Source organism: Pseudomonas sp. B21-010, from assembly GCF_024749325.1.
GTDB classification, from domain to species: domain Bacteria; phylum Pseudomonadota; class Gammaproteobacteria; order Pseudomonadales; family Pseudomonadaceae; genus Aquipseudomonas; species Aquipseudomonas kilonensis.
This window is the reverse complement of sequence record NZ_CP087198.1, coordinates 542,029-567,343: the sequence shown is the minus strand read 5'-3', so window position 1 is coordinate 567,343 and position 25,315 is coordinate 542,029. Positions and strand designations below refer to the sequence as shown.

General features: G+C 63.6%; 27 protein-coding genes and 1 pseudogene. 24 read left to right on the top strand and 4 right to left on the bottom strand.

Annotated features, from left to right (window positions below; translation table 11 throughout):
• The first annotated feature begins 30 nt into the window (after positions 1-30).
• Both selO and LOY50_RS02510 read left to right on the top strand, forming a co-directional pair.
• The gene (gene selO, locus LOY50_RS02515) at positions 31-1,494 is read left to right on the top strand and encodes a protein adenylyltransferase SelO (protein ID WP_258690244.1); all 1,464 of its coding nucleotides are present in this window, start codon (positions 31-33) and stop codon (positions 1,492-1,494) included.
• 515 nt (positions 1,495-2,009) lie between these two features.
• A pseudogene (locus LOY50_RS02510) lies at positions 2,010-2,359 on the top strand (DUF6124 family protein).
• Positions 2,360-2,656: 297 nt separating this feature from the next.
• Here the strand turns inward: LOY50_RS02510 and LOY50_RS02505 are convergent.
• The 3 genes from LOY50_RS02505 to LOY50_RS02495 form a co-directional block, all read right to left on the bottom strand.
• The gene (locus LOY50_RS02505) at positions 2,657-2,935 is read right to left on the bottom strand and encodes a hypothetical protein (RefSeq protein WP_214511515.1); all 279 of its coding nucleotides are present in this window, start codon (positions 2,933-2,935) and stop codon (positions 2,657-2,659) included.
• Positions 2,936-3,158: 223 nt separating this feature from the next.
• Entirely contained in the window at positions 3,159-3,344 is a 186-nt protein-coding gene (locus tag LOY50_RS02500; RefSeq protein ID WP_258691293.1) for a nucleoid-structuring protein H-NS, read from the bottom strand.
• Between the two features lie 206 nt (positions 3,345-3,550).
• Positions 3,551-4,456 (bottom strand): LysR family transcriptional regulator, encoded by a 906-nt coding sequence (locus LOY50_RS02495; RefSeq protein WP_214511537.1) that lies wholly within the window; start codon positions 4,454-4,456, stop codon positions 3,551-3,553.
• A gap of 205 nt (positions 4,457-4,661) precedes the next feature.
• Between LOY50_RS02495 and ycaC the strand changes: the two genes are divergently transcribed.
• Both ycaC and trxC read left to right on the top strand, forming a co-directional pair.
• Entirely contained in the window at positions 4,662-5,288 is a 627-nt protein-coding gene (gene ycaC, locus LOY50_RS02490; RefSeq protein WP_014336221.1) for an isochorismate family cysteine hydrolase YcaC, read from the top strand.
• A gap of 171 nt (positions 5,289-5,459) precedes the next feature.
• Positions 5,460-5,882: a thioredoxin TrxC gene (gene trxC, locus LOY50_RS02485; protein WP_253471160.1), complete on the top strand. Its 423-nt coding sequence runs from the start codon at positions 5,460-5,462 to the stop codon at positions 5,880-5,882.
• A 136-nt stretch (positions 5,883-6,018) separates the two neighbouring features.
• On the opposite strand, the gene LOY50_RS02480 is transcribed toward trxC, so the two are convergent.
• Positions 6,019-6,789, bottom strand: coding sequence for a ParA family protein (locus LOY50_RS02480; RefSeq protein ID WP_003197050.1), 771 nt, complete (start codon positions 6,787-6,789; stop codon positions 6,019-6,021).
• Between the two features lie 359 nt (positions 6,790-7,148).
• Between LOY50_RS02480 and LOY50_RS02475 the strand changes: the two genes are divergently transcribed.
• The 20 genes from LOY50_RS02475 (at position 7,149) to LOY50_RS02380 (ending at position 25,313) form a co-directional block, all read left to right on the top strand.
• Positions 7,149-7,868, top strand: coding sequence for a beta-ketoacyl synthase chain length factor (locus tag LOY50_RS02475; protein WP_013692103.1), 720 nt, complete (start codon positions 7,149-7,151; stop codon positions 7,866-7,868).
• Complete coding sequence (locus tag LOY50_RS02470) at positions 7,844-8,653, top strand: 1-acyl-sn-glycerol-3-phosphate acyltransferase (protein WP_253471158.1); 810 nt, start codon at positions 7,844-7,846, stop codon at positions 8,651-8,653. Before LOY50_RS02475 ends, LOY50_RS02470 begins: the two co-directional genes overlap by 25 nt.
• Positions 8,634-8,891, top strand: a complete 258-nt coding sequence (locus LOY50_RS02465) for a phosphopantetheine-binding protein (protein ID WP_014336216.1) — start codon at positions 8,634-8,636, stop codon at positions 8,889-8,891. Before LOY50_RS02470 ends, LOY50_RS02465 begins: the two co-directional genes overlap by 20 nt.
• 9 nt (positions 8,892-8,900) lie before the next feature.
• Complete coding sequence (locus LOY50_RS02460; RefSeq protein WP_214511519.1) at positions 8,901-9,155, top strand: acyl carrier protein; 255 nt, start codon at positions 8,901-8,903, stop codon at positions 9,153-9,155.
• Positions 9,152-9,697 carry a hypothetical protein gene (locus LOY50_RS02455; RefSeq protein ID WP_253471156.1) on the top strand — a complete coding sequence of 182 codons (546 nt, stop codon included), beginning with the start codon at positions 9,152-9,154 and terminating at the stop codon, positions 9,695-9,697. The genes LOY50_RS02460 and LOY50_RS02455 overlap by 4 nt, the downstream gene beginning before the upstream one ends.
• Complete coding sequence (locus LOY50_RS02450) at positions 9,694-11,373, top strand: AMP-binding protein (RefSeq protein WP_258690243.1); 1,680 nt, start codon at positions 9,694-9,696, stop codon at positions 11,371-11,373. The genes LOY50_RS02455 and LOY50_RS02450 overlap by 4 nt, the downstream gene beginning before the upstream one ends.
• A gap of 194 nt (positions 11,374-11,567) precedes the next feature.
• On the top strand, positions 11,568-12,302 hold the full coding sequence (locus LOY50_RS02445) for a glycosyltransferase family 2 protein (RefSeq protein ID WP_253471152.1): 735 nt from the start codon (positions 11,568-11,570) through the stop codon (positions 12,300-12,302).
• On the top strand, positions 12,299-13,243 hold the full coding sequence (locus LOY50_RS02440; protein WP_258690242.1) for a glycosyl transferase: 945 nt from the start codon (positions 12,299-12,301) through the stop codon (positions 13,241-13,243). Before LOY50_RS02445 ends, LOY50_RS02440 begins: the two co-directional genes overlap by 4 nt.
• Positions 13,224-14,768: a histidine ammonia-lyase gene (gene hutH / locus LOY50_RS02435; RefSeq protein WP_253471148.1), complete on the top strand. Its 1,545-nt coding sequence runs from the start codon at positions 13,224-13,226 to the stop codon at positions 14,766-14,768. Before LOY50_RS02440 ends, hutH begins: the two co-directional genes overlap by 20 nt.
• Positions 14,761-15,186 carry a thioesterase family protein gene (locus LOY50_RS02430; protein WP_176688744.1) on the top strand — a complete coding sequence of 142 codons (426 nt, stop codon included), beginning with the start codon at positions 14,761-14,763 and terminating at the stop codon, positions 15,184-15,186. The genes hutH and LOY50_RS02430 overlap by 8 nt, the downstream gene beginning before the upstream one ends.
• Positions 15,183-15,776 (top strand): outer membrane lipoprotein carrier protein LolA, encoded by a 594-nt coding sequence (locus LOY50_RS02425; RefSeq protein ID WP_063323271.1) that lies wholly within the window; start codon positions 15,183-15,185, stop codon positions 15,774-15,776. Before LOY50_RS02430 ends, LOY50_RS02425 begins: the two co-directional genes overlap by 4 nt.
• Entirely contained in the window at positions 15,760-18,099 is a 2,340-nt protein-coding gene (locus LOY50_RS02420) for an MMPL family transporter (protein ID WP_258690241.1), read from the top strand. The genes LOY50_RS02425 and LOY50_RS02420 overlap by 17 nt, the downstream gene beginning before the upstream one ends.
• Positions 18,096-19,253 (top strand): sodium:proton antiporter, encoded by a 1,158-nt coding sequence (locus tag LOY50_RS02415; protein WP_258690240.1) that lies wholly within the window; start codon positions 18,096-18,098, stop codon positions 19,251-19,253. Before LOY50_RS02420 ends, LOY50_RS02415 begins: the two co-directional genes overlap by 4 nt.
• Entirely contained in the window at positions 19,240-20,487 is a 1,248-nt protein-coding gene (locus LOY50_RS02410; protein WP_253471142.1) for an NAD(P)/FAD-dependent oxidoreductase, read from the top strand. The genes LOY50_RS02415 and LOY50_RS02410 overlap by 14 nt, the downstream gene beginning before the upstream one ends.
• Before the next feature lie 10 nt (positions 20,488-20,497).
• Positions 20,498-21,226, top strand: coding sequence for a class I SAM-dependent methyltransferase (locus tag LOY50_RS02405; protein WP_253471140.1), 729 nt, complete (start codon positions 20,498-20,500; stop codon positions 21,224-21,226).
• Positions 21,223-21,705, top strand: coding sequence for a DUF3261 domain-containing protein (locus LOY50_RS02400; RefSeq protein ID WP_253471138.1), 483 nt, complete (start codon positions 21,223-21,225; stop codon positions 21,703-21,705). The genes LOY50_RS02405 and LOY50_RS02400 overlap by 4 nt, the downstream gene beginning before the upstream one ends.
• A complete protein-coding gene (locus tag LOY50_RS02395) occupies positions 21,702-22,898 on the top strand; it encodes a beta-ketoacyl-[acyl-carrier-protein] synthase family protein (RefSeq protein ID WP_258690239.1) in 1,197 nt (398 codons plus the stop codon). The genes LOY50_RS02400 and LOY50_RS02395 overlap by 4 nt, the downstream gene beginning before the upstream one ends.
• A complete protein-coding gene (locus tag LOY50_RS02390) occupies positions 22,895-23,362 on the top strand; it encodes a hotdog family protein (RefSeq protein ID WP_253471134.1) in 468 nt (155 codons plus the stop codon). Before LOY50_RS02395 ends, LOY50_RS02390 begins: the two co-directional genes overlap by 4 nt.
• The gene (gene fabG / locus LOY50_RS02385; RefSeq protein WP_003197011.1) at positions 23,359-24,087 is read left to right on the top strand and encodes a 3-oxoacyl-ACP reductase FabG; all 729 of its coding nucleotides are present in this window, start codon (positions 23,359-23,361) and stop codon (positions 24,085-24,087) included. Before LOY50_RS02390 ends, fabG begins: the two co-directional genes overlap by 4 nt.
• Positions 24,087-25,313 (top strand): beta-ketoacyl-ACP synthase, encoded by a 1,227-nt coding sequence (locus LOY50_RS02380; RefSeq protein ID WP_253471132.1) that lies wholly within the window; start codon positions 24,087-24,089, stop codon positions 25,311-25,313. The genes fabG and LOY50_RS02380 overlap by 1 nt, the downstream gene beginning before the upstream one ends.
• Positions 25,314-25,315 lie beyond the last annotated feature (2 nt).

Sequence of the window (25,315 nt, the reverse complement as noted above, 5' to 3'; positions counted from 1 at the left end):
CTGCCTGAAGGCGGCGCGCCGGAGACGGCCATGAAAACGCTGGAAACCTTGACCTTCGATAACCGCTTCGCCCGCCTGGGCGACGGTTTATCGACCCACGTGCTGCCCGAGCCCATCGACAATCCGCGGCTGGTCGTCGCCAGCCCGGCCGCCATGGCGCTGCTGGACCTGGACCCGGCGCAAGCCCAGGCACCGCTGTTTGCCGAGATCTTTGGCGGCCACAAGCTGTGGGCCGAAACCGAACCCCGGGCGATGGTGTATTCCGGGCATCAGTTCGGTCACTACAACCCGCAATTGGGCGACGGCCGCGGGTTGCTGCTGGGCGAGGTGTACAACGAGGCCGGCGAGCACTGGGACCTGCACCTCAAGGGCGCCGGCCAGACGCCGTTCTCACGGATGGGCGACGGGCGCGCGGTGCTGCGTTCCTCGATCCGCGAATTCCTCGCCTCCGAAGCCCTGCACGCCCTGGGCATCCCCACCACCCGCGCCTTGTGCGTGATTGGCTCCGACACCCCGGTGTGGCGCGAAAAGCAGGAGCGCGCCGCCATGGTGCTGCGCCTGGCGCCCAGCCACGTGCGCTTCGGGCATTTCGAATATTTCTACTACACCAAGAAACCCGAGCTGCATGCGGCCCTCGCCGAGCACGTGTTGAACCTGCACTTTGCCGAGTGCCGTGAGCAGCCGGAACCGTACCTGGCGATGTTCCGCGAAATCGTCGAGCGCAACGCCGAGCTGATTGCCAAATGGCAGGCCTACGGTTTCTGCCACGGTGTGATGAACACCGACAACATGTCGATCCTGGGCATCACCTTCGACTTCGGGCCGTTCGCCTTCCTCGACGACTTCGACGCCAACTTCATCTGCAACCACTCCGATGACCAGGGCCGTTACTCCTTCAGCAACCAGGTGCCCATCGGCCAGTGGAACCTCAGCGCGCTGGCCCAGGCCCTGACGCCGTTCATCAGTGTCGAAGCCCTGCGTGAGACCCTCGGCTTGTACTTGCCGCTGTACCAGGCCCACTACCTGGACCTGATGCGCCGCCGCCTCGGCCTGACCAGCGCCGAGGAAGATGACCAGAAGCTGCTGGAACGCCTGCTGCAATTGATGCAGAACAGCGGCGTCGACTACAGCCTGTTCTTCCGCCGCCTGGGCGACCAGGCGCCCGAGCAAGCCGTCGCCACCCTGCGCGATGACTTCGTCGACCTCAAGGGTTTCGATGCCTGGGGCGAGCTTTACATCGCCCGCGTCAACCGCGACGGCGCTGTCGATCAAGACCAACGCCGCGCCCGCATGCACGCGGTGAACCCACTGTATGTGCTGCGCAACTACCTGGCGCAGAAAGCCATCGACGCCGCCGAGTCCGGCGACTACGAAGAAGTCCGCCGCCTGCACACGGTGCTGAGCAAGCCGTTCGAGGAACAACCGGGCATGGACAGCTACGCGCTACGTCCGCCGGAGTGGGGCAAGCATCTGGAGATCAGTTGCTCGTCGTAATCTCCTTCGCCACGGGTTCAGGGTTGTCTGGGCGAAAGTCATCGCGAGCAAGCTCGCTCCCACAGGGTCACACAGCTCCCAATGTGGGAGCGAGCTTGCTCGCGATGGCGATCTTCAGCTCATCACAGCCTCTGAGCCCAATGCTGAAGCCCCGTGAGCATCAGCGCGTTTATTTCGATGTAGGACCATTCAGGAGCAGGCTACGCCGCCTTGCGCCATTGCCTACAACTACGCCAGAATCCGCCGGCTTGTGCGCCTTGGGGTCGGGTTTTATCGTTTCCCCGTCGCTGAAAATCAGCGATCGGGTTTAGCGATCCGACTCAACACAGACGCAACAATGCCCAGTCTCGATTGCAGTCTTTTATGTCTGCAACTCGCTTAATGGTGGCTGTGCGTGGGAGACCTTCTGGTCTACCCGGGGTTTCTGTGACTCGGATCGCTAACCTGCGTACAGCCGCCACCTTTACTTGTTTAGCGATAGGTCGTGGTGGCTCAACCAATCACGGAGATTCACCATGTTCAAAGCAACCCCCAACCCATCCGATACCGATCCAGCCCACCCAACTCAAAAGAATTCGACGAAACGGCTGACCGCGTCCTCGATTACTACCTCAACCCAAAACCCAGCAAACCCGAGGCCGATCCAGGCCAACTGTTCACCGTCGTCAATGGCATCGACACCGGAACCCTGCTCGCCAACCTCAGCGAAAACCTGGCCTCGGCCAACGCCATGATCAGTGACCTGGCATTCGATCTGAAAAGCTCCAGGCGACAAGTCGCCCTGGGCATTCAGCAATTGATCGAACTAAGCGTTTTACTGGCGAACCGGGCACTGGACAACGTCGAACCCCGCCAGTCGACATAGCGCATCCCCCTGTGGCGAGGGAGCTTGCTCCCGCTGGGCTGCGTTGTAGGAGCTGTCGAGTGCAACGAGGCTGCGATCTTTCCCCAGACACTTGAGTCTAAAGCGAAAGATCAAAAGATCGCAGCCTTCGGCAGCTCCTACAGAACCGAGCGGGAGCAAGCTCCCTCGCCACGGATTCAGGTTGCCTGAACGACAGTCATCGCGAGCAAGCTAGCTCCCACAGGGGCGGGCTGTTGTCGCAAATATCGCGATCACACAGCCCCATGTGGGAGCGAGCTTGAATTCATCGCCGCTTGCTCATCCAACCTTATCGTTCCCCTGCTCAGGCGTCTCGATTCCCGGCTCTGCCTCTCCACCCCCCTTCTCCTTGGGTTTGGCCTCTGGTTTTTTCTCGGGATAGCCGGGCATGCCGCGGGCGTCTTCAGGGGTCAGTTCATCCCGGTCGTGACGGCGGTCGATGGCGTAGGACGGGGCGGCGTTGGGGTCTTCATCGCGGCCGGCGGTGCCGAGGACGAAGCCGTCGTCGTTGGGGTTGTCCACTGACTGGGGCGTGGCTGGGTCTTGAGGATGGCTCATGGGACCTCCTGGGATTGCAAACAGGTACGTGGTTTTTTTATGAGGTCGCGACACCTTTTCAGTGCGATGCACCTGATGAATGGCAGCCTTGAGTGCAAGCCCCACAATGGGATTGGGGGAGAGCCAGGCCGGCTATCAGGCCGCCTCGCGAGCAAGCTTTGCTCCCACAGGTCCAGCTCAAACAGATCTGACGGGTGTACGACCGGGAGAGCCAGGTCGGCTACTAGGCCGCCTCGCGGTGGACGTTGATCTCGGGCGCCCCGTTAACCACGATGGCCGAACGCAGGCATTGCGCAGTGGGCATCCCGGCATGGATGCCGGGATAGCCGCGCTGGGCCATGGATGGCCCTTCGCGGCGGGCCCACGGAGCAATGCCGGAGTGAGGGCATGCCGAGCCTAAGCGAGGCACCGAGTGGTGGGGCAGAAGCGCTTTGGTTACTTTCGACTGGGCCGGCTTCCGGGCTTTTCGAAAGTGACCCGCTGTAAGAGCGGAACCATAAGCCGCCGTTACCGCAACAATGGATATGTACCCAGTCAAAACCCCCGACCAACTATCAGGCCACCACCGCAAGCAAACCCACACAAGGGAAATACGCTGGCATAGCGGCCTCCACGCTACGCCATATCACTCTGGCTGAATTCCTCGGCCAGAAAGTCAATCAGCGTACGCACCGACGGCAGCAACCCACGTCGTGAAGCAAAGATCGCATGGACGATCCCGCACTTGGGCGTCCAGCCCGGCACCAGTTCCACCAGCCGGCCGGCCGCTATGTCTTCGCGCACCACCACGGTGGGCAGGTGGGCGATGCCAATGCCGGCCAACACGGCGTGACGCAGGGCCAGCAGATCGTCGGTGACCATGCGCGGTTCATGGCGGATCAGTGCGCGGGTGCCGTCCGGGCCGAACAACTCCCACTGGTATTCACGCTGCGCCGCCCCCCAGTGCACGCTGGGCAAGCCGTTGAGGTCTGCCGGGGACGCCGGGGAAGACAAGCGCTCCAGGAACGCCGGGCTGCCCACCAGGCACTGGGTGCTGTTGCTCAGCACTTTCATGACCATGTCGGTGTTTTCCAGCGGCGGAAAGCGTACCCGCAAGGCGATATCGAACCCTTCATGGATCAGGTCCACCCGGCGGTTGGTGCTCTCGATGAACAACTCCACCCGCGGGTACTTGAGCATGTAGCGGGTCAGCATCGGCCCGACCCAACTGTTGAGCAGCGCCGTCGGGCAACTGATGCGCACCAGCCCCTGGGGCTCGGAACGGTTGCGCTCGATCACCTCTGCCGCGCTCTCGGCCTCGACCCGCATCGCCAGGCAACGCTGGTAATAGGCCTGGCCGATCTCCGTCAACGTGCAGTGGCGGCTGGTGCGATGGAGCAAGCGTACCCCGAGCCGATCTTCCAACTGGGCGATACGCCGGCTGAGCTTGGACTTTGGCATGTCCAGCGCTCGGCCCGCAGCGGCGAAACCGCGGTGCTCGACCACCTGGGTGAAGTAGTAAAGCGTGTTGAGGTCTTCGATGATCGTTCTCCAAATAGAACGCTAAGGCGGATTTTTGCAGTCTAGCGCATCAAAGGTGCCAGTTTTAATCTACACCCATCGAAACGCAACACGGATTCAAACCGGCGCTTCGGCCAGATGAGTCACCGAATAATCGCAACACCGACATTAAAAACCTTAACCACGCCGAAACCTTCGGCAACCAAAACTTAATGAGGGCTACGCCATGACCACTTCCTACAACCGTCTCGACAAAGATAACGCCGCCGTCCTGCTGGTGGACCACCAAGCCGGCCTGCTGTCCCTGGTACGCGACATCGACCCGGACCGCTTCAAGAACAACGTGCTGGCCCTGGCTGACCTGGCGAAGTACTTCCAACTGCCGACCATCCTCACCACCAGCTTCGAAACCGGCCCCAACGGCCCCTTGATGCCCGAGCTCAAGAGCCTGTTCCCGGACGCGCCGTACATCGCTCGCCCTGGCCAGATCAATGCCTGGGACAACGAAGATTTCGTCAAGGCGATCAAGGCCACCGGCAAGAAGCAACTGATCATCGCTGGCGTGGTGACTGAAGTCTGCGTGGCCTTCCCGGCACTGTCGGCCCTGGCCGAAGGCTTCGAAGTGTTCGTGGTCACCGATGCGTCCGGCACGTTCAACGAGCTGACCCGTCAATCGGCCTGGGACCGCATGTCATCCTCCGGCGCGCAGTTGATGACCTGGTTCGGCCTGGCTTGTGAACTGCACCGCGACTGGCGCAACGACGTGGAAGGGCTGGCGACCTTGTTCTCCAACCACATCCCGGACTACCGCAACCTGATGACCAGCTACAACACGCTGACCAACGCCAAATAATCAGCAACGCGTAACCCCTGTGGGAGCGAGCTCGCTCGCGATAGCGACATGACAGTCGATGCAGCATTGACTGGTCCACCGCCATCGCGAGCAAGCTCGCTCCCACAGGTTTTTGTGGTGGTTTCTATATAGTGTTCAATCTGTGCCAATGATTTTCTGGAGACTGACCTGATGCTGATCCCCTGCCCCCATTGCAACGGGCTCAATCGCATACCCGCCGAACGCCTGGGCGACCAGCCCAAGTGCGGGCGCTGCAAGGCCCAGGTGTTATTGAGCAAGCCGTTCGAACTCAAGCAAGGCGACTACGCCAGCCAGATCAAAGGCGACCTGCCATTGCTGGTGGATGTATGGGCCGATTGGTGTGGGCCGTGCAAGTCCTTCGCGCCCGTGTTCGAACAAGCCGCCGCGCAACTGGCGGGCAAATGCCGGTTGGCCAAGCTCGACAGCGAGGCCAACCAGCAATTATCGGCGCAGTTGGGGATCCGCTCGATTCCTAGCCTGATCCTGTTCAAGAACGGCCGGGAAGTGGCGCGCCAGAGTGGGGCGCTGCCGTTGCCGCAGTTGATGGCTTGGTTGCGCAGCGAGGGGATTTGAAGCCATGAGATAACTGTGGGAGCAAAGCTTGCTCGCGATACAGGCGCCGCCGTCCTCAAGAGACCGCGGCGTTTTCATCGCGGGCAAGCCCTGCTCCCACACAGTTGCTCCCACATTGGTTTTGCACAGGTCAGATTCAGGCGCTTTCCAGCAGGCTATGCAGCTCCATGAACTGCAGGGTCAGCTTGTGCCGTGGGTCGAGGTGGATCAGCGGCAGGCTGGCCTGGTGGGATTCGCGCATGCGCACCGAACTGCTCAGGTACACCGGCAATACCGGCAGCCCTTCGGCGATCAGTTCGTCGAGAATCTGCTGTGGCAGGCTGGCCCGGGCCTGAAACTGGTTGACCACGATGCCTTCGACTTCCAGGCCTTCGTTATGGTCGTCCTTGAGCTCTTCGATTTCCGCCAGCAGTCCATACAACGCCTGTCTGGAGAAGCTGTCGCAGTCGAAGGGGATCAGCACCCGATCGGCGGCGATCAATGCTGAAACCGCATAGAAATTCAGTGCTGGCGGGGTGTCCAGGTAAATCCGGTCGTAATCTTCCTCCAGCTCTTCCAGCAGTTTGCGCAGCTTGTTGATCTTGTGCTTGGCCTCAAGCTTGGGCTGCAGATCCGTCAGTTCCGCCGTGGCGGTGATTACGTGCAGGTTGTCGAACGGCGTTTCGTAGATATCCACCTTGTTCTTTTTCGAGAACGGCCCGGACGACAGGGTTTGCTTGAAGAAATCGGCAATGCCCATGGGAATGTCATCGCCGGTCAAGCCAGTCAGGTATTGAGTGGAGTTGGCCTGGGCATCCAGGTCTACCAACAGCGTGCGATAGCCCTCGCTGGCGCTGACTGCCGCCAGATTGCAGGCGATGCTGGACTTGCCCACGCCACCTTTCTGATTGAACACCACACGCCGCATGTCAAAACCTCCGTGTATCAAAGATTCCCGAGTGTAGTAGGCAGCGACACCGCTTAGCTACCTTCTGCGTAGATGGACTACAGCAACAGTGGCTTTTCCAACGATTCAGGCGTCAATTCGCCCAGACCGTGACAGAAACAACCGACAGACAGGCTCATGATGATCGCGACAATGGTCAAAGCCTGGCCTTGAGCGGACCAACTCGTACATTTCGCTGGGCAAAATGTAACCAGTATTTGCTACAAGCCAATCGCACCGGGATAATGCGCGCCACTTGGGTCGCAAGGCCATGCAGGGTTGGACGCGGGTCAAACCACTGAACCGTGACAATAAAAGCCCGCAGGGGTGGGGTGAAGTTTGTGATCAATTTCAATATCGCCCAATGGCGCGCATGGGCCCCTGGGCTCGAAAGCGTGGACGATTGGCAGGCATGGAGCCGACAGCCGGTCGTATTGCCGGCCAGCGATGCCGCCCCTGACGTTTCGTTCCTGCCGGCCATGCAGCGCCGGCGCCTCAGCCGCCTGGCGCGGATGGCCTTCAGTGTTGGCTGGCCGTTGGCCGAGGGCCGGCCGGACCTACCGTTGGTCTTTATTTCCCGCCACGGCGAAACCCCGCGCACTTTTGAGATTCTCAAGGACCTGGCAGCCGACCAGCCCTTGTCGCCGACCCAATTCAGCCTGTCGGTGCACAACGCGGTGATTGGCCTGTGGTCGATCATGCGCGGCGAAACCAGCGAAATGACCGCCCTGGCCGCTACCGGCGACGGGTTGGAACACGGCGTGCTGGAGGCCGTCGCGCTGTTGAACGAAGGATCGCCTGCGGTGCTGCTGGTGATCACCGAAGAGCAACCTCCGCAAGTCTATGCACCATGGGTCGATGACGTGCCGTTTCCCTATGCCATGGGCCTGCTGCTGACCCCGGGCGATGACTGGCAATTGGATCTGTGCGCGCAGGCCGGCCAATCGCCTGGCAGCGACTGGCCCCATGCCCTGGATCTATTGCGTACGCTGCTGGACGACAAAACCACCTGCCAACATGCCTGGAAGAATCGTGTATGGACCTGGCAACGCAACCGGTGACGGGTAAACATCGCGACGCCTATTACTGGCGCCTGATCGCGACCGCCGCAAGCTTCGTCCTGTTCGGGCTGGGCGGGCTGTGCCTGCGTTTGCTGGTGTTCCCGTTGCTGGCCTGGTGGCCCGGCGATGCCCAGGCCCACCGCCAAAGGGCGCGCCGCACGGTCGGGCGGTTGTTCTGGTTCTTTATTCGGTTCATGGCCCGTACCGGCGTGCTCACCTATCAGATCGATGGCGCCGAACGACTCGGCCGCCCCGGGCAGATGATCATTGCCAACCACCCGTCGCTGATCGACGTGGTGTTCCTGATCGGGCTGGTGCGCGACGCCAACTGCGTGGTCAAGCAAAGCCTCTGGGACAACCCCTTTACCCGGGGCCCACTGCATTCGACCCAATACATCAGCAACGACGGCAGCATGGACATGCTCGATGCCGCCAGCGACGCCTTGCAAGAGGGCCAGACGTTGATCGTCTTCCCCGAAGGGACGCGCACCCAGCCAGGCCAGGTGCCGGCCTTTCATCGGGGGGCGGCGGCCATCGCCCTGCGGGGTGCGAAAATCCTCACACCCGTCACGATCAAGGTCTGCCCCACGACCCTGACCAAGGCTGAACCCTGGTATCGCATCCCCCAACGCCGTGTGCACTTCAGTTTTCATGTCGGGGCCGATATAGACCCACAGGCGTTCGCCGCGCTCGGCCCGCCTCCCCAGGCTTCGCGCAGGCTCAACGATTTTTTGCATCACTATTACATCAAGGAGCTCGCCGAAGATGAGCGATCTGCACCGTGACATCAAACAGCTGATCATCGACGCCCTCGGCCTGGAAGACATCGGCATCGACGACATTGGCGACCACCAGACTCTGTTCGGCGAAGGCCTGGGCCTGGACTCGGTGGATGCCCTGGAGCTAGGCCTGGCGATCCAGAAGGAGTACGGCATCAAGATAGATGCCGACGCCAAGGACACCCGTAACCATTTCAGCAATGTGGCAAGCCTTGCGGCCTTCGTCACTGCAAAACGCCCCTGAGACCGGATCATGCAAACTCGTGACGATATTTTCCACACCCTGCGCGATGCTCTGGTCGAGCTTTTCGAGCTGGACCCTGAGTCTGTGACGCTGGAATCGAACCTGTACCAGGACCTGGAAATCGACAGCATCGATGCGGTCGACCTGATCGACCATATCAAGCGTCAGACCGGCAAGAAAATCGCCGCCGAAGAATTCAAGTCGGTGCGCACCGTCAATGACGTGGTCGAGGCGGTTTATCGACTGGTCCAACCGGCCGCATGACCCGGCTGATTGGCCTCGGCCTGCTGCTGGCGGGCCTGCTCTACCCCTTTGCGGTGTATTTCGGCATGGAGCACTTTGCCCCGTGGCAGTTCGGGCTGCTGCTGGGCAGCCTGTGGCTGGCCCGGGCGTTGCTTGGCAAAGGTGGGGCCGGCAGCCGCTGGATGGCGGCCACGGCAATCGTGTTTTGCATATTGCTCGCGCTGTTCGACAGCCCGCTCCTGCTGCGCTGGTACCCGGTGCTGATCAGCGTGTTCATGCTCGGGCTGTTCGTGCTGAGCCTGAAATACGGCCCGCCGATGGTCGAACGCCTGGCCCGCCTGCGCGAACCGCAGTTGCCGGCCAAGGCGGTGGTGTATACGCGCCAGGTCACGGTGGCCTGGAGTGTGTTTTTCCTATGTAACGGTTTGCTCGCCGCCGCCCTGACCCTCTGGGCGCCGCTGAGCTGGTGGATGTTGTACACCGGCCTGATTTCCTACGGATTGATGGGGCTGCTGTTTGCCATTGAATGGCTCATACGACAACGGGTAAGAGGCCGCCCATGAATTGGATAACACTTGAGCAGATGCTGCTCAAGACTCAACCGGAACGCACCGTTGCGGTCGATCCGGCGCTGAATCACTCGCAACTGCGGGACGCGGCGTTGCGCCTGGCGGCCGGCCTGCAAGCCCGGGGCGTGCGGCATGTGGCGGTGCACCTGGAAGATGCCGCCGACCTGGCCGTCGCCCTGCTCGGGGCCTGGCGCGCCGGAGTCCGGGTCCTGCTTCCCGCCGACCTGCAAGCGCAGACACGCCAGCGCTGGGCGGCGGACGTGGACCTGTGGCTGACCGATCAGCCCGGCGATACGCATCCCGGCGACCTGCAACAAGCGCCGATGGACGCCGCCGAACTGGACCTCGATCACTGCTGGCTGAGCCTGTGCACCTCCGGCTCCAGCGGCGAGCCCAAACGCATCGAGAAAACCCTGCGCCAGTTAAGCAACGAGGTCCAGGCCCTGGAACACCTGTGGGGCGCCGACCTGGGCCCGGCCTGCATGATCGGCAGCGTTGCGACCCAGCACATCTACGGGTTGCTGTTCCGGGTGCTGTGGCCGCTGTGCGCAGGGCGTGCGTTCGTGCGTCGGCAATTGGCCTTCCCGGAAGACCTGCAACGTGCCAGCCGCGAGCAACCGGCCTTCGCCTGGGTCGCCAGCCCGGCGCTGCTCAAGCGCATGGGCGATAACCTCGATTGGCCGGCCTTGAGCTGCGTGCGCCGGGTGTTCTCCTCTGGCGGCGCCTTGCCCCCCGAAGCTGCGCAAAGCTTGCAGCAGCGCCTGGGGCAATGGCCGACGGAAATTTTCGGCAGTTCGGAAACCGGCGGCATTGCCTGGCGCCAGGATGGCGGATTGTGGCAACCCTTTGCCGACGTCGAGCTGAGCCAGGACAGCGACGGCGCCTTGCTGATCGCTTCGCCCTATCTGCCGGCCGGGCATGTGGAACACACCGCCGACGCGGCACGAATCGCCGAAGATGGGCGCTTTGAGCTCCTCGGGCGACTGGACCGTATCGTCAAGCTCGAAGAAAAACGCATCTCCCTGCCGATGCTCGAACAAGCGCTGGTGGCCCACGACTGGGTCAGCGAAGCGCGGCTGGGGGTGGTGCAGGAGAATCGTGCCTCCCTCGGCGCGCTGCTGGTGCTGAGCGACGCGGGCCTGCGTGCCTTGCGCAACCAGGGCCGGCGCGCCGTTACCGAGGGCCTGCGTCGGCACCTGAGCGAACATTGCGAAACCCTCGCCCTGCCACGGCGCTGGCGCTGGCTGCGGCAGTTGCCGCTCAACGCCCAGGGCAAGCTGCCCCAGGCCGAGGTCGAGGCGCTACTTATGGCGCCACGGCCCAAGGCTCCCGAAGTGTTGGAACACGTCGAAACCGACGGTGAGTGGAGCCTGCAACTGGTGGTGCCGCCAGACCTGGTGTACTTCAGCGGCCACTTCCCCACCGCGCCGGTACTGCCGGGCGTGGTGCAGGTCGATTGGGCCTTGAGCCTGGGCCGGCAATTGCTGGACCTGCCGCCCCGGTTCGTCGGCATGGAAGTGCTCAAGTTCCAGCAACTGGTGCGCCCCGGCGATGAAATCCAACTGCACCTGCGCTTCGACCGCGAGCGCGGCAAGCTGTACTTCGCCTACCGCAATGACACGGCGGCCTGCTCCAGTGGGCGGATTGTGTTGGGGGAAAACAATGCCTAGACATCTGCACAGATCACTGTGGCGAGGGAGCTTGCTCCCGCTGGGCTGCATAGGAGCTGTCGAGTGCAACGAGGCTGCGATCTTGTCCCTAGCAATTGAGTCCAAAGCGAAAGATCAAAAGATCGCAGCCTCCGGCAGCTCCTACGGCGGGAGCAAGCTCCCTCGCCACAATGGATTTGTGGAGGGCAGAAAACATGCATAACCCCTGCGCCGTCATTCCGGTCTACAACCACGAAACCGCCATCTCGGCGGTGGTCCAGGCGTTGCTCGCCAACGGACTGCCCTGCGTGCTGGTGGATGACGCCAGCAACCCGGCGTGTGCCGCCGTGCTCGATCGGCTGGCCGAGGGCGAGCGGGTTCATCTGGTCAGGCTGGCGGTCAACCAGGGCAAGGGCGGCGCGGTGATGACTGGCCTGCGCGAGGCTTCGCGCCTGGGTTTCAGCCACGCATTGCAGGTGGACGCCGACGGGCAGCACGATCTTGGCGACGTGAAAGCCTTCATCGAACAATCCCGTGCCCACCCGGACGCGGTGATCTGTGGTTATCCGCGCTACGACGCCAGTGTGCCGAAAGGTCGTCTGTACGCGCGTTACCTGACCCACGTGATGGTCTGGATCAACAGCCTGTCCCTGCAAATCCGCGATTCCATGTGCGGCTTTCGGGTCTATCCCCTGGCACCGACCCTGGCGCTGATCGACTCGGCCAATATCGGCAAGCGCATGGATTTCGATTCGGACATCCTCGTGCGCCTGGCCTGGCGCAATCAGCCAATGCACTGGTTGCACACCCGGGTGCATTACCCCCTGGACGGGGTCTCGCACTTTCGCCTGTTCCACGACAACGTGCTGATTTCCAGCATGCACACCCGGCTATTCTTCGGCATGCTCGTGCGTTTCCCCCTGATTCTCTGGCGACGGTGGCGGGCATGAGCCTTCAGGAAGACAAGCAACATTGGGCCGACCGCCAGGAGCGCGGCAGTTTCTGGCTGATGAAACTCACCGCAGTCGCCGCCAAGGTGCTCGGCCGGCGCTTGCTGACCCCGATGCTGTACGGCATCGTCCTGTACTTCTTCATTTTCGGCCGCAGTGCCCGCCAGGCGGCCTGGCAATATCAGCAACGCCTGGCCGACTGGAGCGCACGTCCCGAGCTGCGCCCAACCCGCTGGCGGGTGTTCGGCCAATTCATGGCGTTTGCCGACTCCCTGCTGGACAAACTCGACGTCTGGAACGGCAAGCTGAGCATCGACCAGATCGAAATCGTCGATAAGGCGCTGCTGCGCAATCACTTGCGAGACACCCGCGGGCAAATGCTGGTGGGCGCTCACCTGGGCAACCTGGAAATGTGCCGGGCCCTGGCCGAGCTGGGTGAGAAAGTCACCATGAACGTGCTGGTGCACACCAAGCACGCCGAGCAGTTCAATCGCTTGCTGGGCGAAGCCGGTGCCACGCACCTGCGGCTGATCCAGGTCAGCGAGCTGAACCCGGTGATCATGTTGCAGTTGAGCGAGCGCCTGGAGCGCGGCGAGTGGCTGGCGATTGCCGGCGACCGCGTACCGCTGCACGGCGGACGCAGCGTGACCGTGGACTTCATGGGGCTTGCGGCCGCATTCCCCCAAGGCCCCTGGCTGCTGGCCGGCCTGCTGAAATGCCCAGTCAACCTGCTGATGTGCCTCAAGCACGAGGGGCGCTATCGCATCACCCTCGAACCCTTCGCCGATGCCGTGGTGTGGAAACGCAACGACCGCGAGCAAGTGATCGCCCACTGGGCTGGCCGCTACGCCGAGCGCCTGGCGCAGTACTGCCTCCAGGGCCCCCAACAGTGGTTCAACTTTTACCCTTTCTGGAAGACCGATGACGATGCCCACTCTTGAGCCGGTAACCTTCGGCGAACGCCCCTTGCGCATCGAAGATGTGCTGGCCCTGGCCAACCGTCAGGCACCGACGCAGTTGCAGGATGACCCGGCGTTCCGCCAGCGCATCGCCAAGGGTGCGCAATTCCTCGATTCCTTGCTGGACAAGGAAGGCGTTATCTACGGCGTGACCACCGGTTACGGCGACTCCTGCGTGGTGGCCGTGCCGTTGCACCACGTCGAGGCCCTGCCGCGTCACCTGTACACGTTCCATGGCTGCGGCCTGGGCAAGCTGCTCGACGCCCAGGCCACCCGTGCGGTGCTGGCGGCGCGTCTGCAGTCGCTGTGCCACGGCGTGTCCGGGGTGCGGGTGGAACTGCTGGAACGCCTCCAGGCCTTTCTCGAACACGACATCCTGCCGCTGATTCCGGAAGAAGGCTCGGTGGGCGCCAGTGGCGACCTGACGCCGCTGTCCTACGTCGCCGCCACGCTGTCCGGCGAACGGGAAGTGATGTTCCGCGGCGAACAACGATTGGCCGCTGATGTGCACCGCGAACTGGGCTGGACTCCGCTGGTGCTGCGGCCCAAGGAGGCCCTGGCGCTGATGAACGGCACCGCCGTGATGACCGGCCTGGCCTGCCTGGCCTTCGCCCGCGCCGACTACCTGCTGCAACTGGCGACGCGCATCACCGCGCTGAACGTCGTCGCCCTGCAGGGCAACCCGGAACACTTCGACGAACGCCTGTTCGCCGCCAAGCCGCACCCGGGGCAGATGCAAGTCGCCGCGTGGCTGCGCAAGGACCTGGCGATCGACGCCCCAACCGCGCCGCTGCATCGCCTCCAGGATCGCTATTCCCTGCGCTGCGCGCCCCATGTGCTTGGGGTATTGGCCGACAGCCTGGGCTGGCTGCGCGCGTTCATCGAAACCGAACTCAACAGTGCCAACGACAACCCGATCATCGACGCCGAAGCCGAGCGCGTGCTGCACGGTGGGCATTTCTACGGCGGGCATATCGCCTTCGCCATGGACAGCCTGAAGAACCTGGTGGCCAACGTCGCCGACTTGCTGGATCGCCAGCTCGCGCTGCTGGTGGACGAGCGCTACAACCATGGCCTGCCAAGCAACCTGTCCGGCGCCAGCGCCGAGCGGGCGATGCTCAACCATGGTTTCAAGGCCGTGCAGATCGGCACCAGTGCCTGGACCGCCGAAGCCCTGAAAAACACCATGCCGGCCAGCGTGTTCTCGCGCTCCACCGAGTGCCACAACCAGGACAAGGTGAGCATGGGCACCATCGCCGCCCGCGATGCGATCCGCGTACTGGAGCTGACCGAACAAGTCGCCGCCGCCACCTTGCTGGCCGCCAATCAGGGCGTGTGGCTGCGCAGCCGTGCCGAAGACGCCCGCCCACTGCCGCCGGCCCTGGCCGCCATGCACGAGCAACTGGCCGAGGATTTCCCGCCGGTGATCGAGGACCGCGCCCTGGAAGGCGAACTGCGCCTGTGCCTGCAACGCATCGCCGACCAACATTGGAGGCTGCATGCGTAACCAAGGTGTTTTGCACGTCGACACGCAGATCGTGGTGCCATTTTTCGATGTCGATTCGATGAACGTGGTCTGGCACGGCCACTACGTCAAATATCTGGAAGTGGCCCGCTGCGCCTTGCTCGATCTGATCGGCCACAACTACAACGACATGCTCGAATCCGGCCACGCATGGCCGATCATCGACCTGCAACTGCGCTACGTGCGCAGCGCCGTGTTCGGCCAGGCCCTGACCGTGCGCGCGAGCCTGGTGGAGTGGGAAAACCGGCTGAAGATCAATTACCTGATCAGCGACGCAACCACGGGCGAGCGCTTGACCCGTGCCAGTTCGGTGCAAGTGGCCGTGGACCTCGCCAGTCGCGAAATGCTGCTGGCCTCGCCCCGGGTCTTTGTTCAAGCCGTGGAAAGGAAACTGCCATGAAGCGCCTGTCAGTCTGGCTGTTGCTGTGCTGCCTGGCGCCCCTGGCCCAGGCGTTCGACTTGCAACAGTTGAGCGACCAACTGGCCCGCCCGGAGGTGATCCACGGGCAGTTCATCCAGGAAAAACACCTGCGCGCCCTGCCCCAGCCCCTCACCAGCAAGGGACGCTTCGTGCTGGCGAAAAACCACGGGCTGCTGTGGCTGCTGCAAACCCCGCTGCAACAGGATTACCGCATCACCGCCCAGGGCATCGCCCGACGGGATGGCAACGCCTGGCAGATGCTGCCGAACAAGAGCGCCGGCGCCGAACAGAACCGCTTGTTCCTGGCGGTATTGCAGGGCGACAGCACAGGCCTGCAACGGGATTTCGAACTGAGCCTGTCGGGCGAGCCGCAACAATGGAAGCTCACCCTGACCCCGCGCTCGGTGCTGCTCAAACAGGTTTTCAACCAGATCAACATCGACGGCGGCGAACTGGTGCAGCGCATCGAACTGCTGGAAACCCAAGGCGACAGTACCGTGCTGCGCATGCAGGACAGCAACAGCGCACAACCCTTGAGCGAAGCGGAGCAACATGATTTTGCCGAGTGAACGGATGCTGCCCCGGCTGTTCCTGATCCTGCTGCTGGCAGTGCTCGCGCTCGCCGGTTGGCAATGGCGCAATGGCGCGCCGCTGTCGGCCAATCTCATGGAGCTGGTGCCGGGCACGTCGCCCGATGCCCTGGAGCTCGTCGCCGAACAACGCATGCAGGAGCCGCTCAATCGCGAGGTGCTGGTGCTGGTCGGTCACACCGATCGCCAGCAGGCCATCGCCCTGGCGCAAACCCTCGGCGAGCAATGGCAGGCCAGCGGTCTGTTCGACAAGGTGCAGTGGACGTTGCAGGCCGACTTGCCGGCGCTGCGCGCGCAATTGCTCAACGGGCGGCTGGCGATGCTCTCGGCGGCGGACCGGCAGCAATTGATCGAGCAGCCCCAGGCGTACATCCAACAACGGGTGCAGGCCCTGTTCGACCCGTTCAGCGGCTTCAGCCTGGTGCCGAACCAGGACGACTGGCTGGGCCTGACCGGGCGCATCCAGAACAGCCAGCCACAACGCGGCGCGATAAAGTTCGACATCGGCAGCGGTGCACTGGTCGCCGATGCCGACGGTAAAAGCTGGGTGATGCTGCGGGCCCGCGCCCAGGGCAACGCCTTCGACATGAACCTGCCGCTGCAAGTGGCCGAGCTGCTGCAACGCAGCCGCGACCAGGCGAGCCAGGCCCAAGGTCAACTGCTGGCGGCCAGCGGCCTGCTGTACGCCGCCAGCGGCCAGCAACAGGCGTCGCGGGAAATTACCTGGGTCGGCGGTGGCGCGACCGTCGGCATCTTGCTGCTGCTGTTGCTGGCCTTCCGGCGCCTGCGCGTATGGCTGGCGTTCGTGCCGGTGCTGGTGGGCGTGCTGTTTGGCGCGGTGGCCTGCGTGGCCTTGTTTGGCCGCATGCATGTCATGACCCTCGTCCTGGGTTCCAGCCTGATTGGCGTGGCCGTGGATTACCCGTTGCACTACCTGTCCAAGAGCTGGAGCCTGAAGCCATGGCGCAGCTGGCCGGCCTTGCGCCTGACCCTGCCAGGGCTGAGCCTGAGCCTTGTGACCACCTGCATCGGCTACCTGGCGCTGGCCTGGACGCCCTTCCCGGCCCTGACCCAGATCGCGATATTTTCCGCCGCTGGGCTGGTCGGTGCCTACCTGAGCGCCGTCTGCCTGCTACCGGCGCTGCTCAAGGGCGCAGAGTTGCGTCCCGCCCAATGGCCGCTCCAGGTCTGCCAATACCTGCTCAACGCCCGCGAAGCCCTGCTGAAACGGGTACGCACGCCGGCCCTGCTGATGTTGTTGCTGACGTTCTGCGCGGGTGGGCTCTGGCACCTGACCACGAAAAACGATATCCGCCAGTGGATCGGCACGCCCCAGCACCTTACCGACGAAGCCCGCGACATCGCGCGCATCACCGGTTTCCAGCCCACCAGCCAGTTCTTCCTGATCCGCGCCGACGATCAGTCCCAACTGCTGGAGCGCCAGACCGCCCTCAACGAGCGGCTGGATCAGTTGATCGGCCTGGAAAAGCTCCAGGGCTACCTGTCGCTGAACCAACTGGTCAGCCCGCCCGCCGAACAACAGAAAGTGCGTGAGGCCCTGGCCCGCTTGCCAGCCTTCTGGCAACCACTGCTGGACCTGGGCGTCCCGGTCGCTGCGCTGCAAGCAGAGCTGGCGCAACTACAGGCCCTGCCAGTGACCGACATTGACGCCGCGCTGGTCGGTCCGTTGTCCGAGCCGTATCGCACACTCTGGCTCGGATCAACAGCGCAAGGCGTCGCAGCGGTGGTCAGCTTGCAAGGTTTGAATGATGCGACGCTGCTGCGGGTACAGGCGGTGGATCTGCCAGGCGTACAACTGGTGGATCGCCTGGGCGACCTCAACCAAGTCTTCGCCGCCACGCAGGTCAGCGCCGCCGAGTTGAAACTGGCCTCCTGCGTGCTGATTGTGCTGGTGCTGATCTGGCCGTTTGGCGTCGGCGGCGCCTTGCGCATCGTGGCATTGCCGTTGCTGGCCGCACTGTGCAGCCTGGCGAGTCTCGGCTGGCTGGGGCAGCCACTGACCTTGTTCAGCCTGTTCGGCCTGTTGCTGGTGACGGCCATCGGCGTCGACTACGCGATCCTGATGCGCGAGCAGATCGGCGGCGCGGCCGTGAGCCTGCTGGGCACGTTCCTGGCGGCGGTCACCACCTGGCTGTCGTTCGGCCTGCTGGCGCTGTCCAGCACACCGGCGGTGAGTAACTTCGGCCTGGCGGTGAGCCTGGGGCTGGCCTTCAGCTTCCTGTTGGCGCCGTGGGCCGGACATCAAGCCCACGCGGCGACGGTCGCGGAGCCCGCCCAATGATGCCCCTGCTGTTCTGGCTCATGGCCCTGGGGCTGTTCGCAGTCGCCACACGCCTGGGTGCTCGCGTCGGGTTGATCCCGATTGTCAGCCAGTTGTTGCTGGCGACCTTCGGCCTGCCGCTGCTGATGTATTTCTGGATCGAGCCGGGCTGGCAGCTCAGCGGCGCGCAACTGGTGTCGCCGGTGTGGCTGAAGAACCTCTACAGCCTCGCGTTCGCGCTGTTGCTGGGGCACATCCTCAGCGACGTGATCGACCTGCGCCTGGACCGCCAGAGCGTGAAAATCGCCCTGCCAAGCTTCGCCGTTCCGTTCGCCTGCGGCCTGGCGACAGCGTTCTGGCTGCTGCCGCCCCAGCCCTGGATCAGCTCCCTGGCGGTGGGACTGCTGTTTGCGATCACGGCGATCCCGGTGCTGTACCTGTACCTGCGTCACATCGATTACCCACCCGCCGCCACTCGGCGACTGGTGCAAACGGCGATCCTGATCGACCTGGCCTGCTGGAGCCTGTTCGGCCTGGCTCAGGGCAGTCTCCACCTGGGCAGCCTGCTGTTGCCGTTGGCCGGCGCCTGCGTGCCGCTGCTGTTGCGCCTGGTTGGCCTGCGCCAACCGTTGCTGTACAGCGGTGTGTTTTTTGCCCTGCTGGTGGTGGCCGAGCACTATCGGCTCAATGCACTGATCGTCGGCATTGGTTATCTGCTGTGCATGGCCGCGCTCAAAGTGCCCTTGAGGCTGCCGCTCAATATCGCCTGGATGCAGGGCTTGCAGACGTACCTGGCGATCCCGCTGATCCTCACGTTCGGCATTGTGCAGATCGACGTCCACAGCGCCATGAGCAGCCTCGACTGGGTGCAATTGACGGCGTTGCTGCTGTTGCCCATTGCCAGCAAACTGCTGGGCAACTGGCTGGGCCTGGGTTGGGCCGCCGCGTCATTCGCCGGCGCCAGTCGCTGGCGCGAAAGTATCCTGCTGAACATTCGCGGCTTGAGTGAAATCGTCTTCCTCAATCTGCTCTTGCAACAACAGCTCATCAGCCCCGCGTTGTATTTCACGCTGATGCTGATGGGGCTGATCGCCACATTGCTGCCGGCCCTGACCGGTTTCCACCGTATTCCCTCGATTGCCGTCCCGGCCAGGAGCTCCAGTGCCAACAGTTGAAATGGAACATCGACAGGTCGTCATCATCGGCGCAGGCCCTTCCGGCGCCATCGCCGCCGCGCTGCTCAAGCGCAAGGGCCACGATGTGCTGGTCATCGAGCGCCAGCATTTCCCCCGGTTCTCCATCGGTGAGAGCCTGTTGTCCCATTGCCTGGATTTCGTCGAAGAAGCTGGCATGCTCGACGCGGTGAATGCCGCCGGGTTCCAGCGCAAGAACGGCGCCGCCTTTGCCTGGGGCGAGCGCTACAGCGCCTTCGATTTCGGCGATACCTTCAGCAACGGCAAGCCCACGACCTTCCAGGTACAACGCGCCGACTTCGACAAGTTGCTGGCCGACCAGGCCGCCTTGCAAGGCGTGGAAATCCGCTACGGCCAGGCGATCACCCGCGCCGACTTCAGCCTCGCCAAACCACAACTGGGCGTGCAGCGCGAAGATGGCAGCGAGTACTGTGTCGAGGCCGACTTCGTGCTCGATGCCAGCGGCTATGGCCGAGTCCTGCCGCGCCTGCTGGACCTTGAAGCCCCGTCGAATTTCCCGGTGCGCCAGGCGGTGTTCACGCACATCGAGGATCGCATCGACGCCCCGGCGTTCGATCGAGAAAAGATTCTGATCACCACCCACCCGAGCAAACGCGACGTGTGGTTCTGGACCATTCCGTTCAGCGGCGGGCGCTGCTCGGTGGGCGTGGTCGCGGCGGCGGAACATTTCGCCGGCCGCACCGACGATCTCGATGCCTGCCTGCGCGGTTTCATCGATGAAACCCAAAGCCTGGCCGGCGTGCTGCAGAACGCCGTGTGGGACACCCCGGCGCGGACCATCGGCGGCTACTCGGCCAACGTCAAGACCCTGCACGGCCCAGGCTTCGCCCTGCTGGGCAACGCCGCGGAATTCCTCGACCCGGTGTTCTCTTCCGGCGTGACCATTGCCATGCGTTCGGCGAGCATGGCCGCCGACGTGCTCCACCGTCAGTTGCAAGGTGAAAGCGTGGATTGGCAAAGCGAGTTTGCCGAGCCGCTCAAGCGCGGCGTCGACACCTTCCGCTGCTATGTCGAGGGCTGGTACGCCGGCACCTTCCAGGACGTGATTTTCTACACCGAAGGCTCGGACGACATCCGCCGCATGATCAGCTCGATCCTGGCCGGCTACGCCTGGGATCAGCGCAACCCGTTTGTCAGCGAACCCAAGCGGCGCCTGCGCATGCTCTCGGAAATCTGCGCGAGCCCGACGTCATGAGTCAGCAACCATGAGCTACCTGAGCGACGACTACGTCGAAGAAACCCGCTTCGGTTTCTGGTTCCTGCGCAGCCACACCTGGCAGCACCATGTGTTGCGCGTGGCGATCAACGACCTGCGCAGTCTGTTCAGCACCGCGCCGCCGGCCAACCCGGTGCTGCTCGACGCTGGCTGCGGCCAGGGCAAATCATTCCAGTACCTGCGCCAGGTGTTCGCGCCACAACGCCTGATCGGGGTGGATGCCGACCCCCACAGCCTGGACCTGAGCCGGGAGGAAGCCACGCGCCAGGACATGGCCGTGGAACTGATCGGCAGCGACTGCGCGACCTTGGCGGTGCCCGATGCCAGCGTCGACCTGCTGTTCTGCCACCAGACCTTCCATCACCTGGTGGAGCAGGAAAAAGCCCTCGCCGAGTTCTACCGCGTCCTCAAGCCCGGTGGTTACCTGATGTTCGCCGAATCCACCGAGGCCTACATCGATACCTGGGTGATCCGCTGGCTGTTCCGTCATCCCATGCACGTGCAGAAAAGTGCCGCGCAGTATCTGGAGATGATCCGTGGGCAGGGTTTCCAGTTCGAAGCCCGCAACGTCTCCTACCCGTACCTGTGGTGGAGCCGCGCCAAGGACTTCGGCTTGCTGGAGCGTTTTGGCCTGCGCCGTGCCAAACCGTTCGGCGAGCGAGAGGAAACCCTGGTCAATGTGGTGGCTCGCAAGCCCGTCGAAGGGGCCATCGGATGATTCGTGCCCTGCTTATCGGCTGCCTGTTGCTGCTCAGTGCCTGCGCCAGCCATGCGCCGCTGCCCGAGCGCACGCCAACCCTGGCCTTGCCGATGCAACTGCACATCGAGCGGACAATGGCCGGCCAACGCCAGGACTGGCTGCTGGTGATCCAGCGCGAAGACGCCGGCATCCGTTGGTCGATGATGGACCCGCTGGGCATTCCCGTGGCCCGCCAGCGCCTGGTCGCGGGCCAGTGGCAGGCTGACGGCCTGCTGCCGCCCAATGCCGAGGCCCGGGAATTGTTCGCCGCGCTGTTGTTCGCCCTGACCCCCGAAGCCGAACTGCCCGACAACTACCCGGCCGCCCGGCAACAGGCGTCGCAACGGACCCTCGATAGTCGCTGGCAGGTGCGCTATACGCAGCCGCTGGACTTTGAAATGAGCCTGCCCCAAGGCCCCCGCTACCGCATCACACCGTTGACCGAGAACGCCCCATGACCGCCTATTTGAATGCCCTCGGGGTGATCTGTGCCCTGGGCCGCGACAAGCACAGCGTCGCGCGCAACCTGTTTGCCGGCGACTGCTCGGGCGTGCATATCAAGGACGGCTGGGTCGCCGAACGTACGTTGCCGGTTGCCGCGGTGCCGGGTGAACTCGCCCCCATTCCCCCAACCCTGTTGGCGCACCGCAGCCGCAACAATCAACTGCTGCTGGAAGCCGGGCTGCAGATTCGCGCCGAGATCGACCAGGCCATCCAGACCTACGGTCGCGCCCGCATCGGCATCGTGTTGGGCACCAGCACTTCGGGGATCGATGAGGCCAGCCAGGGCATTGCCCATTACCTGCGCGAGCAACACTTCCCCGACGGCTACGACTACCAGCAACAGGAACTCAGCGCGCCGGCCAACTTTCTTTCCGACTGGCTCGGCCTGAGCGGCCCGTCCTACGTGATTTCCACGGCCTGCACCTCCAGCGCCCGCGCCTTGATGAGCGCCCGGCGCCTGCTCGACCTGGGCCTGTGCGATGCCGTGCTGTGCGGTGGCGTGGACAGCCTGTGCAAACTGACCCTCAACGGTTTTTCCGCACTGGAAGCGGTGTCGAACGAACGCTGCAATCCGTTTTCGGTGAACCGCAGCGGCATCAACATTGGCGAAGCAGCCGTGCTGTTCCTCATGAGCAAGACGCCAGGCGACGGGACACCGATTGCCTTGCTCGGCGACGGCGCCAGTTCCGATGCCCACCATATTTCCGCACCTGAACCCAGTGGTCGCGGCGCTCGCCAGGCCATGGAAAAGGCCCTGCGTTGCGCCGGCCTCGAGGCCAGCCAGATCGACTACCTGAACCTGCACGGCACCGCCACGCAACACAATGACGCCATGGAAAGCCAGGCGGTGGCCGGGCTGTTTCCGGCGGGCGTGCCCTGCTCGTCCACCAAGCCCATGACCGGCCATACCCTCGGCGCGGCCGGGGCGCTGGAAGCGGCGTTCTGCTGGCTGGCCCTGAGCGCAGAAAACACTGCCCTGGCCCTACCGCCGCATGTCTGGGACGGCCAGGCCGATCCGGCGCTGCCGGCGCTGGACTGGGTCACCGCCACCACCCGCCTGAACCCGGCCACCCCGCGCCGCCTGATGAGCAATTCATTTGCCTTCGGCGGCAACAACGCCAGCCTGATTATCGGAGACGCCCCATGATTGACTGGCCGCTCGCCGAACTGCTGCCCCATGCCGGCGACATGATCCTCATCGACCGGATCCTGTCGTTCGATGACGAACAGATCCATACCCATGTCACCGTCAAGCCCGGCGGTTTGTTCAATCGCGACGATGGCGCGCTGCCGGCTTGGGTCGGCATCGAGCTGATGGCCCAAAGCGTCGCCGCCTTTGCCGGTTGCCATGCACGCCAACGGGGTGATGCCGTGGCCCTGGGCTTTTTGCTCGGCACCCGCAAGTTCGAATGCAACGTCGAGTGTTTTCCCGCCGGCACCGAACTGACCATCCATGGCGTGCGCTCCCTGGAAGACGACAACGGCATGGGCGTGTTCGAATGCCACATCCACGCCCCCGGCATCCATGCCACGGCCCGGCTCAACGTATTCCGTCCGCCCCAGGCCGCCCATTACCTTCATGAACCGTCCGCAACAGGAAACCCGTCATGACTGAATCCGTACTGGTCACCGGCTCCAGCCGTGGCATCGGCCGCGCCATCGCCCTGCGCCTGGCCCAGGCCGGGCACGACATCGTGCTGCACTGCCGCAGCGGCCGCGCCGAGGCCGAGACGGTCCAGGCGCAAATCCAGGCCCTGGGCCGCAACGCCCGGGTGCTGCAATTCGACGTGGCCGACCGTGCCGCGTGCAAGGCCATTCTCGAAGCCGATGTCGAAACCCACGGCGCCTATTACGGCGTGGTGCTCAACGCCGGCCTGACCCGCGACGGTGCCTTCCCGGCCCTGAGCGAAGACGACTGGGATGTGGTGATGCGCACCAACCTCGACGGTTTCTACAACGTGCTGCATCCGGTGATGATGCCGATGATCCGTCGTCGCGCCGCTGGACGGATCGTCTGCATCACCTCGGTTTCCGGACTGATCGGCAATCGCGGCCAGGTCAACTACAGCGCCTCGAAGGCCGGTTTGATCGGCGCGGCCAAGGCGTTGGCAATCGAGCTGGGCAAGCGCAAGATCACCGTCAATTGCGTCGCGCCAGGCCTGATCGACACCGCCATGCTCGATGAAAACGTACCCGTGGAAGAACTGATGAAGATGATCCCCGCCCAGCGCATGGGCACCCCGGAAGAAGTGGCGGGTGCGGTGAATTTCCTGATGTCCGCCGAAGCCGGCTACATCACCCGGCAGGTCTTGGCCGTCAACGGAGGCTTGTGCTGATGAAGCGCGTCGTCGTCACCGGCATGGCCGGTATCACCTCCATAGGCAGCGACTGGGAGACCATCGCCGCCAACTTCGCCGCCAACCGCAGCGGCATCCGGCGCATGGATGAGTGGGACCGTTTCACCGAACTGAACACCCGCCTGGCCGGGCCCATCGACGACTTCCAGGTCCCGGCCCACTGGACCCGCAAGCAACTGCGCAGCATGGGCCGGGTTTCGCGCCTGGCGGTCGCGTCGGCGGAACGGGCCCTGACCGACGCCGGCCTGCTGGGCGACGAGTCGATCAAGGACGGGCGCATGGGCGTGTCCTGCGGTTCGTCCACCGGCAGCACCGACGAGATCAAGGCCTTTGGCAACATGCTGCTCAACAGCGTGGCCGAAGGGCTGAACGCCAACTCCTACGTGCGGATGATGCCCCACACCACGGCGGCCAATATCAGCATCTTCTTCGGCCTGACCGGGCGCCTGATCCCCACCTCCAGTGCCTGCACCAGCGGCAGCCATGGCATCGGCTATGCCTACGAGGCCATCAAGTTCGGGCGCCTGCCGTTGATGCTCGCCGGTGGCGCCGAAGAGCTGTGCCCGACCGAAGCGATGGTCTTCGATGCGCTCTACGCCACCAGCCTGAAAAACGAAGCACCGCAAACCAGCCCGCGCCCCTACGACAAGGACCGCGACGGTTTGGTGATCGGTGAAGGCGCCGGCATGCTCGTGCTTGAAGAACTGGAACACGCCCTGGCCCGTGGCGCACGGATCCATGCCGAGATCGTCGGCTTTGGCAGCAACGCCGACGGCCAGCACGCCACCCGCCCCGAACTGCTCACCATGCGCCGGGCCATGGAACTGGCCCTGGAAGATGCCGGCCTCGAACCTTCGGCCATCGGATACGTCAACGGCCACGGCACCGCCACCGAACAGGGCGACATTGCCGAAACCCTGGCCACCAGCAGCCTGTTCGGCGAACACATGCCCATCAGCTCACAGAAGAGTTTCCTCGGCCACACCCTGGGTGCCTGCGGGGCGCTGGAGTCCTGGTTCAGCATCGAAATGATGAACCGCGACCTCTACGTGCACACCTTCAACCTCGATCAGGTTGATCCCCAATGTGGCAAGCTCGATTACCTGCGTAACGAGTTCAGGTCGATGAGCAACGAATACGTGATGAACAACAACTTCGCCTTTGGTGGGGTCAACACCTCGCTGATTTTCCGCCGCTGGCACTGAAT

What these genes read in the sequence shown, in the direction of transcription:
- selO (WP_258690244.1), top strand. Translation starts at nt 31, where the DNA reads ATGAAAACGCTGGAAACCTTGACCTTCGATAACCGCTTCGCCCGCCTG.
- LOY50_RS02505 (WP_214511515.1), bottom strand. Translation starts at nt 2,935, where the DNA reads ATGAGCCATCCTCAAGACCCAGCCACGCCCCAGTCAGTGGACAACCCC.
- ycaC (WP_014336221.1), top strand. Translation starts at nt 4,662, where the DNA reads ATGACCACTTCCTACAACCGTCTCGACAAAGATAACGCCGCCGTCCTG.
- trxC (WP_253471160.1), top strand. Translation starts at nt 5,460, where the DNA reads ATGCTGATCCCCTGCCCCCATTGCAACGGGCTCAATCGCATACCCGCC.
- LOY50_RS02480 (WP_003197050.1), bottom strand. Translation starts at nt 6,789, where the DNA reads ATGCGGCGTGTGGTGTTCAATCAGAAAGGTGGCGTGGGCAAGTCCAGC.
- LOY50_RS02470 (WP_253471158.1), top strand. Translation starts at nt 7,844, where the DNA reads ATGGACCTGGCAACGCAACCGGTGACGGGTAAACATCGCGACGCCTAT.
- LOY50_RS02465 (WP_014336216.1), top strand. Translation starts at nt 8,634, where the DNA reads ATGAGCGATCTGCACCGTGACATCAAACAGCTGATCATCGACGCCCTC.
- LOY50_RS02460 (WP_214511519.1), top strand. Translation starts at nt 8,901, where the DNA reads ATGCAAACTCGTGACGATATTTTCCACACCCTGCGCGATGCTCTGGTC.
- LOY50_RS02455 (WP_253471156.1), top strand. Translation starts at nt 9,152, where the DNA reads ATGACCCGGCTGATTGGCCTCGGCCTGCTGCTGGCGGGCCTGCTCTAC.
- LOY50_RS02450 (WP_258690243.1), top strand. Translation starts at nt 9,694, where the DNA reads ATGAATTGGATAACACTTGAGCAGATGCTGCTCAAGACTCAACCGGAA.
- LOY50_RS02445 (WP_253471152.1), top strand. Translation starts at nt 11,568, where the DNA reads ATGCATAACCCCTGCGCCGTCATTCCGGTCTACAACCACGAAACCGCC.
- LOY50_RS02440 (WP_258690242.1), top strand. Translation starts at nt 12,299, where the DNA reads ATGAGCCTTCAGGAAGACAAGCAACATTGGGCCGACCGCCAGGAGCGC.
- hutH (WP_253471148.1), top strand. Translation starts at nt 13,224, where the DNA reads ATGACGATGCCCACTCTTGAGCCGGTAACCTTCGGCGAACGCCCCTTG.
- LOY50_RS02430 (WP_176688744.1), top strand. Translation starts at nt 14,761, where the DNA reads ATGCGTAACCAAGGTGTTTTGCACGTCGACACGCAGATCGTGGTGCCA.
- LOY50_RS02425 (WP_063323271.1), top strand. Translation starts at nt 15,183, where the DNA reads ATGAAGCGCCTGTCAGTCTGGCTGTTGCTGTGCTGCCTGGCGCCCCTG.
- LOY50_RS02420 (WP_258690241.1), top strand. Translation starts at nt 15,760, where the DNA reads ATGATTTTGCCGAGTGAACGGATGCTGCCCCGGCTGTTCCTGATCCTG.
- LOY50_RS02415 (WP_258690240.1), top strand. Translation starts at nt 18,096, where the DNA reads ATGATGCCCCTGCTGTTCTGGCTCATGGCCCTGGGGCTGTTCGCAGTC.
- LOY50_RS02405 (WP_253471140.1), top strand. Translation starts at nt 20,498, where the DNA reads ATGAGCTACCTGAGCGACGACTACGTCGAAGAAACCCGCTTCGGTTTC.
- LOY50_RS02400 (WP_253471138.1), top strand. Translation starts at nt 21,223, where the DNA reads ATGATTCGTGCCCTGCTTATCGGCTGCCTGTTGCTGCTCAGTGCCTGC.
- LOY50_RS02395 (WP_258690239.1), top strand. Translation starts at nt 21,702, where the DNA reads ATGACCGCCTATTTGAATGCCCTCGGGGTGATCTGTGCCCTGGGCCGC.
- LOY50_RS02390 (WP_253471134.1), top strand. Translation starts at nt 22,895, where the DNA reads ATGATTGACTGGCCGCTCGCCGAACTGCTGCCCCATGCCGGCGACATG.
- fabG (WP_003197011.1), top strand. Translation starts at nt 23,359, where the DNA reads ATGACTGAATCCGTACTGGTCACCGGCTCCAGCCGTGGCATCGGCCGC.
- LOY50_RS02380 (WP_253471132.1), top strand. Translation starts at nt 24,087, where the DNA reads ATGAAGCGCGTCGTCGTCACCGGCATGGCCGGTATCACCTCCATAGGC.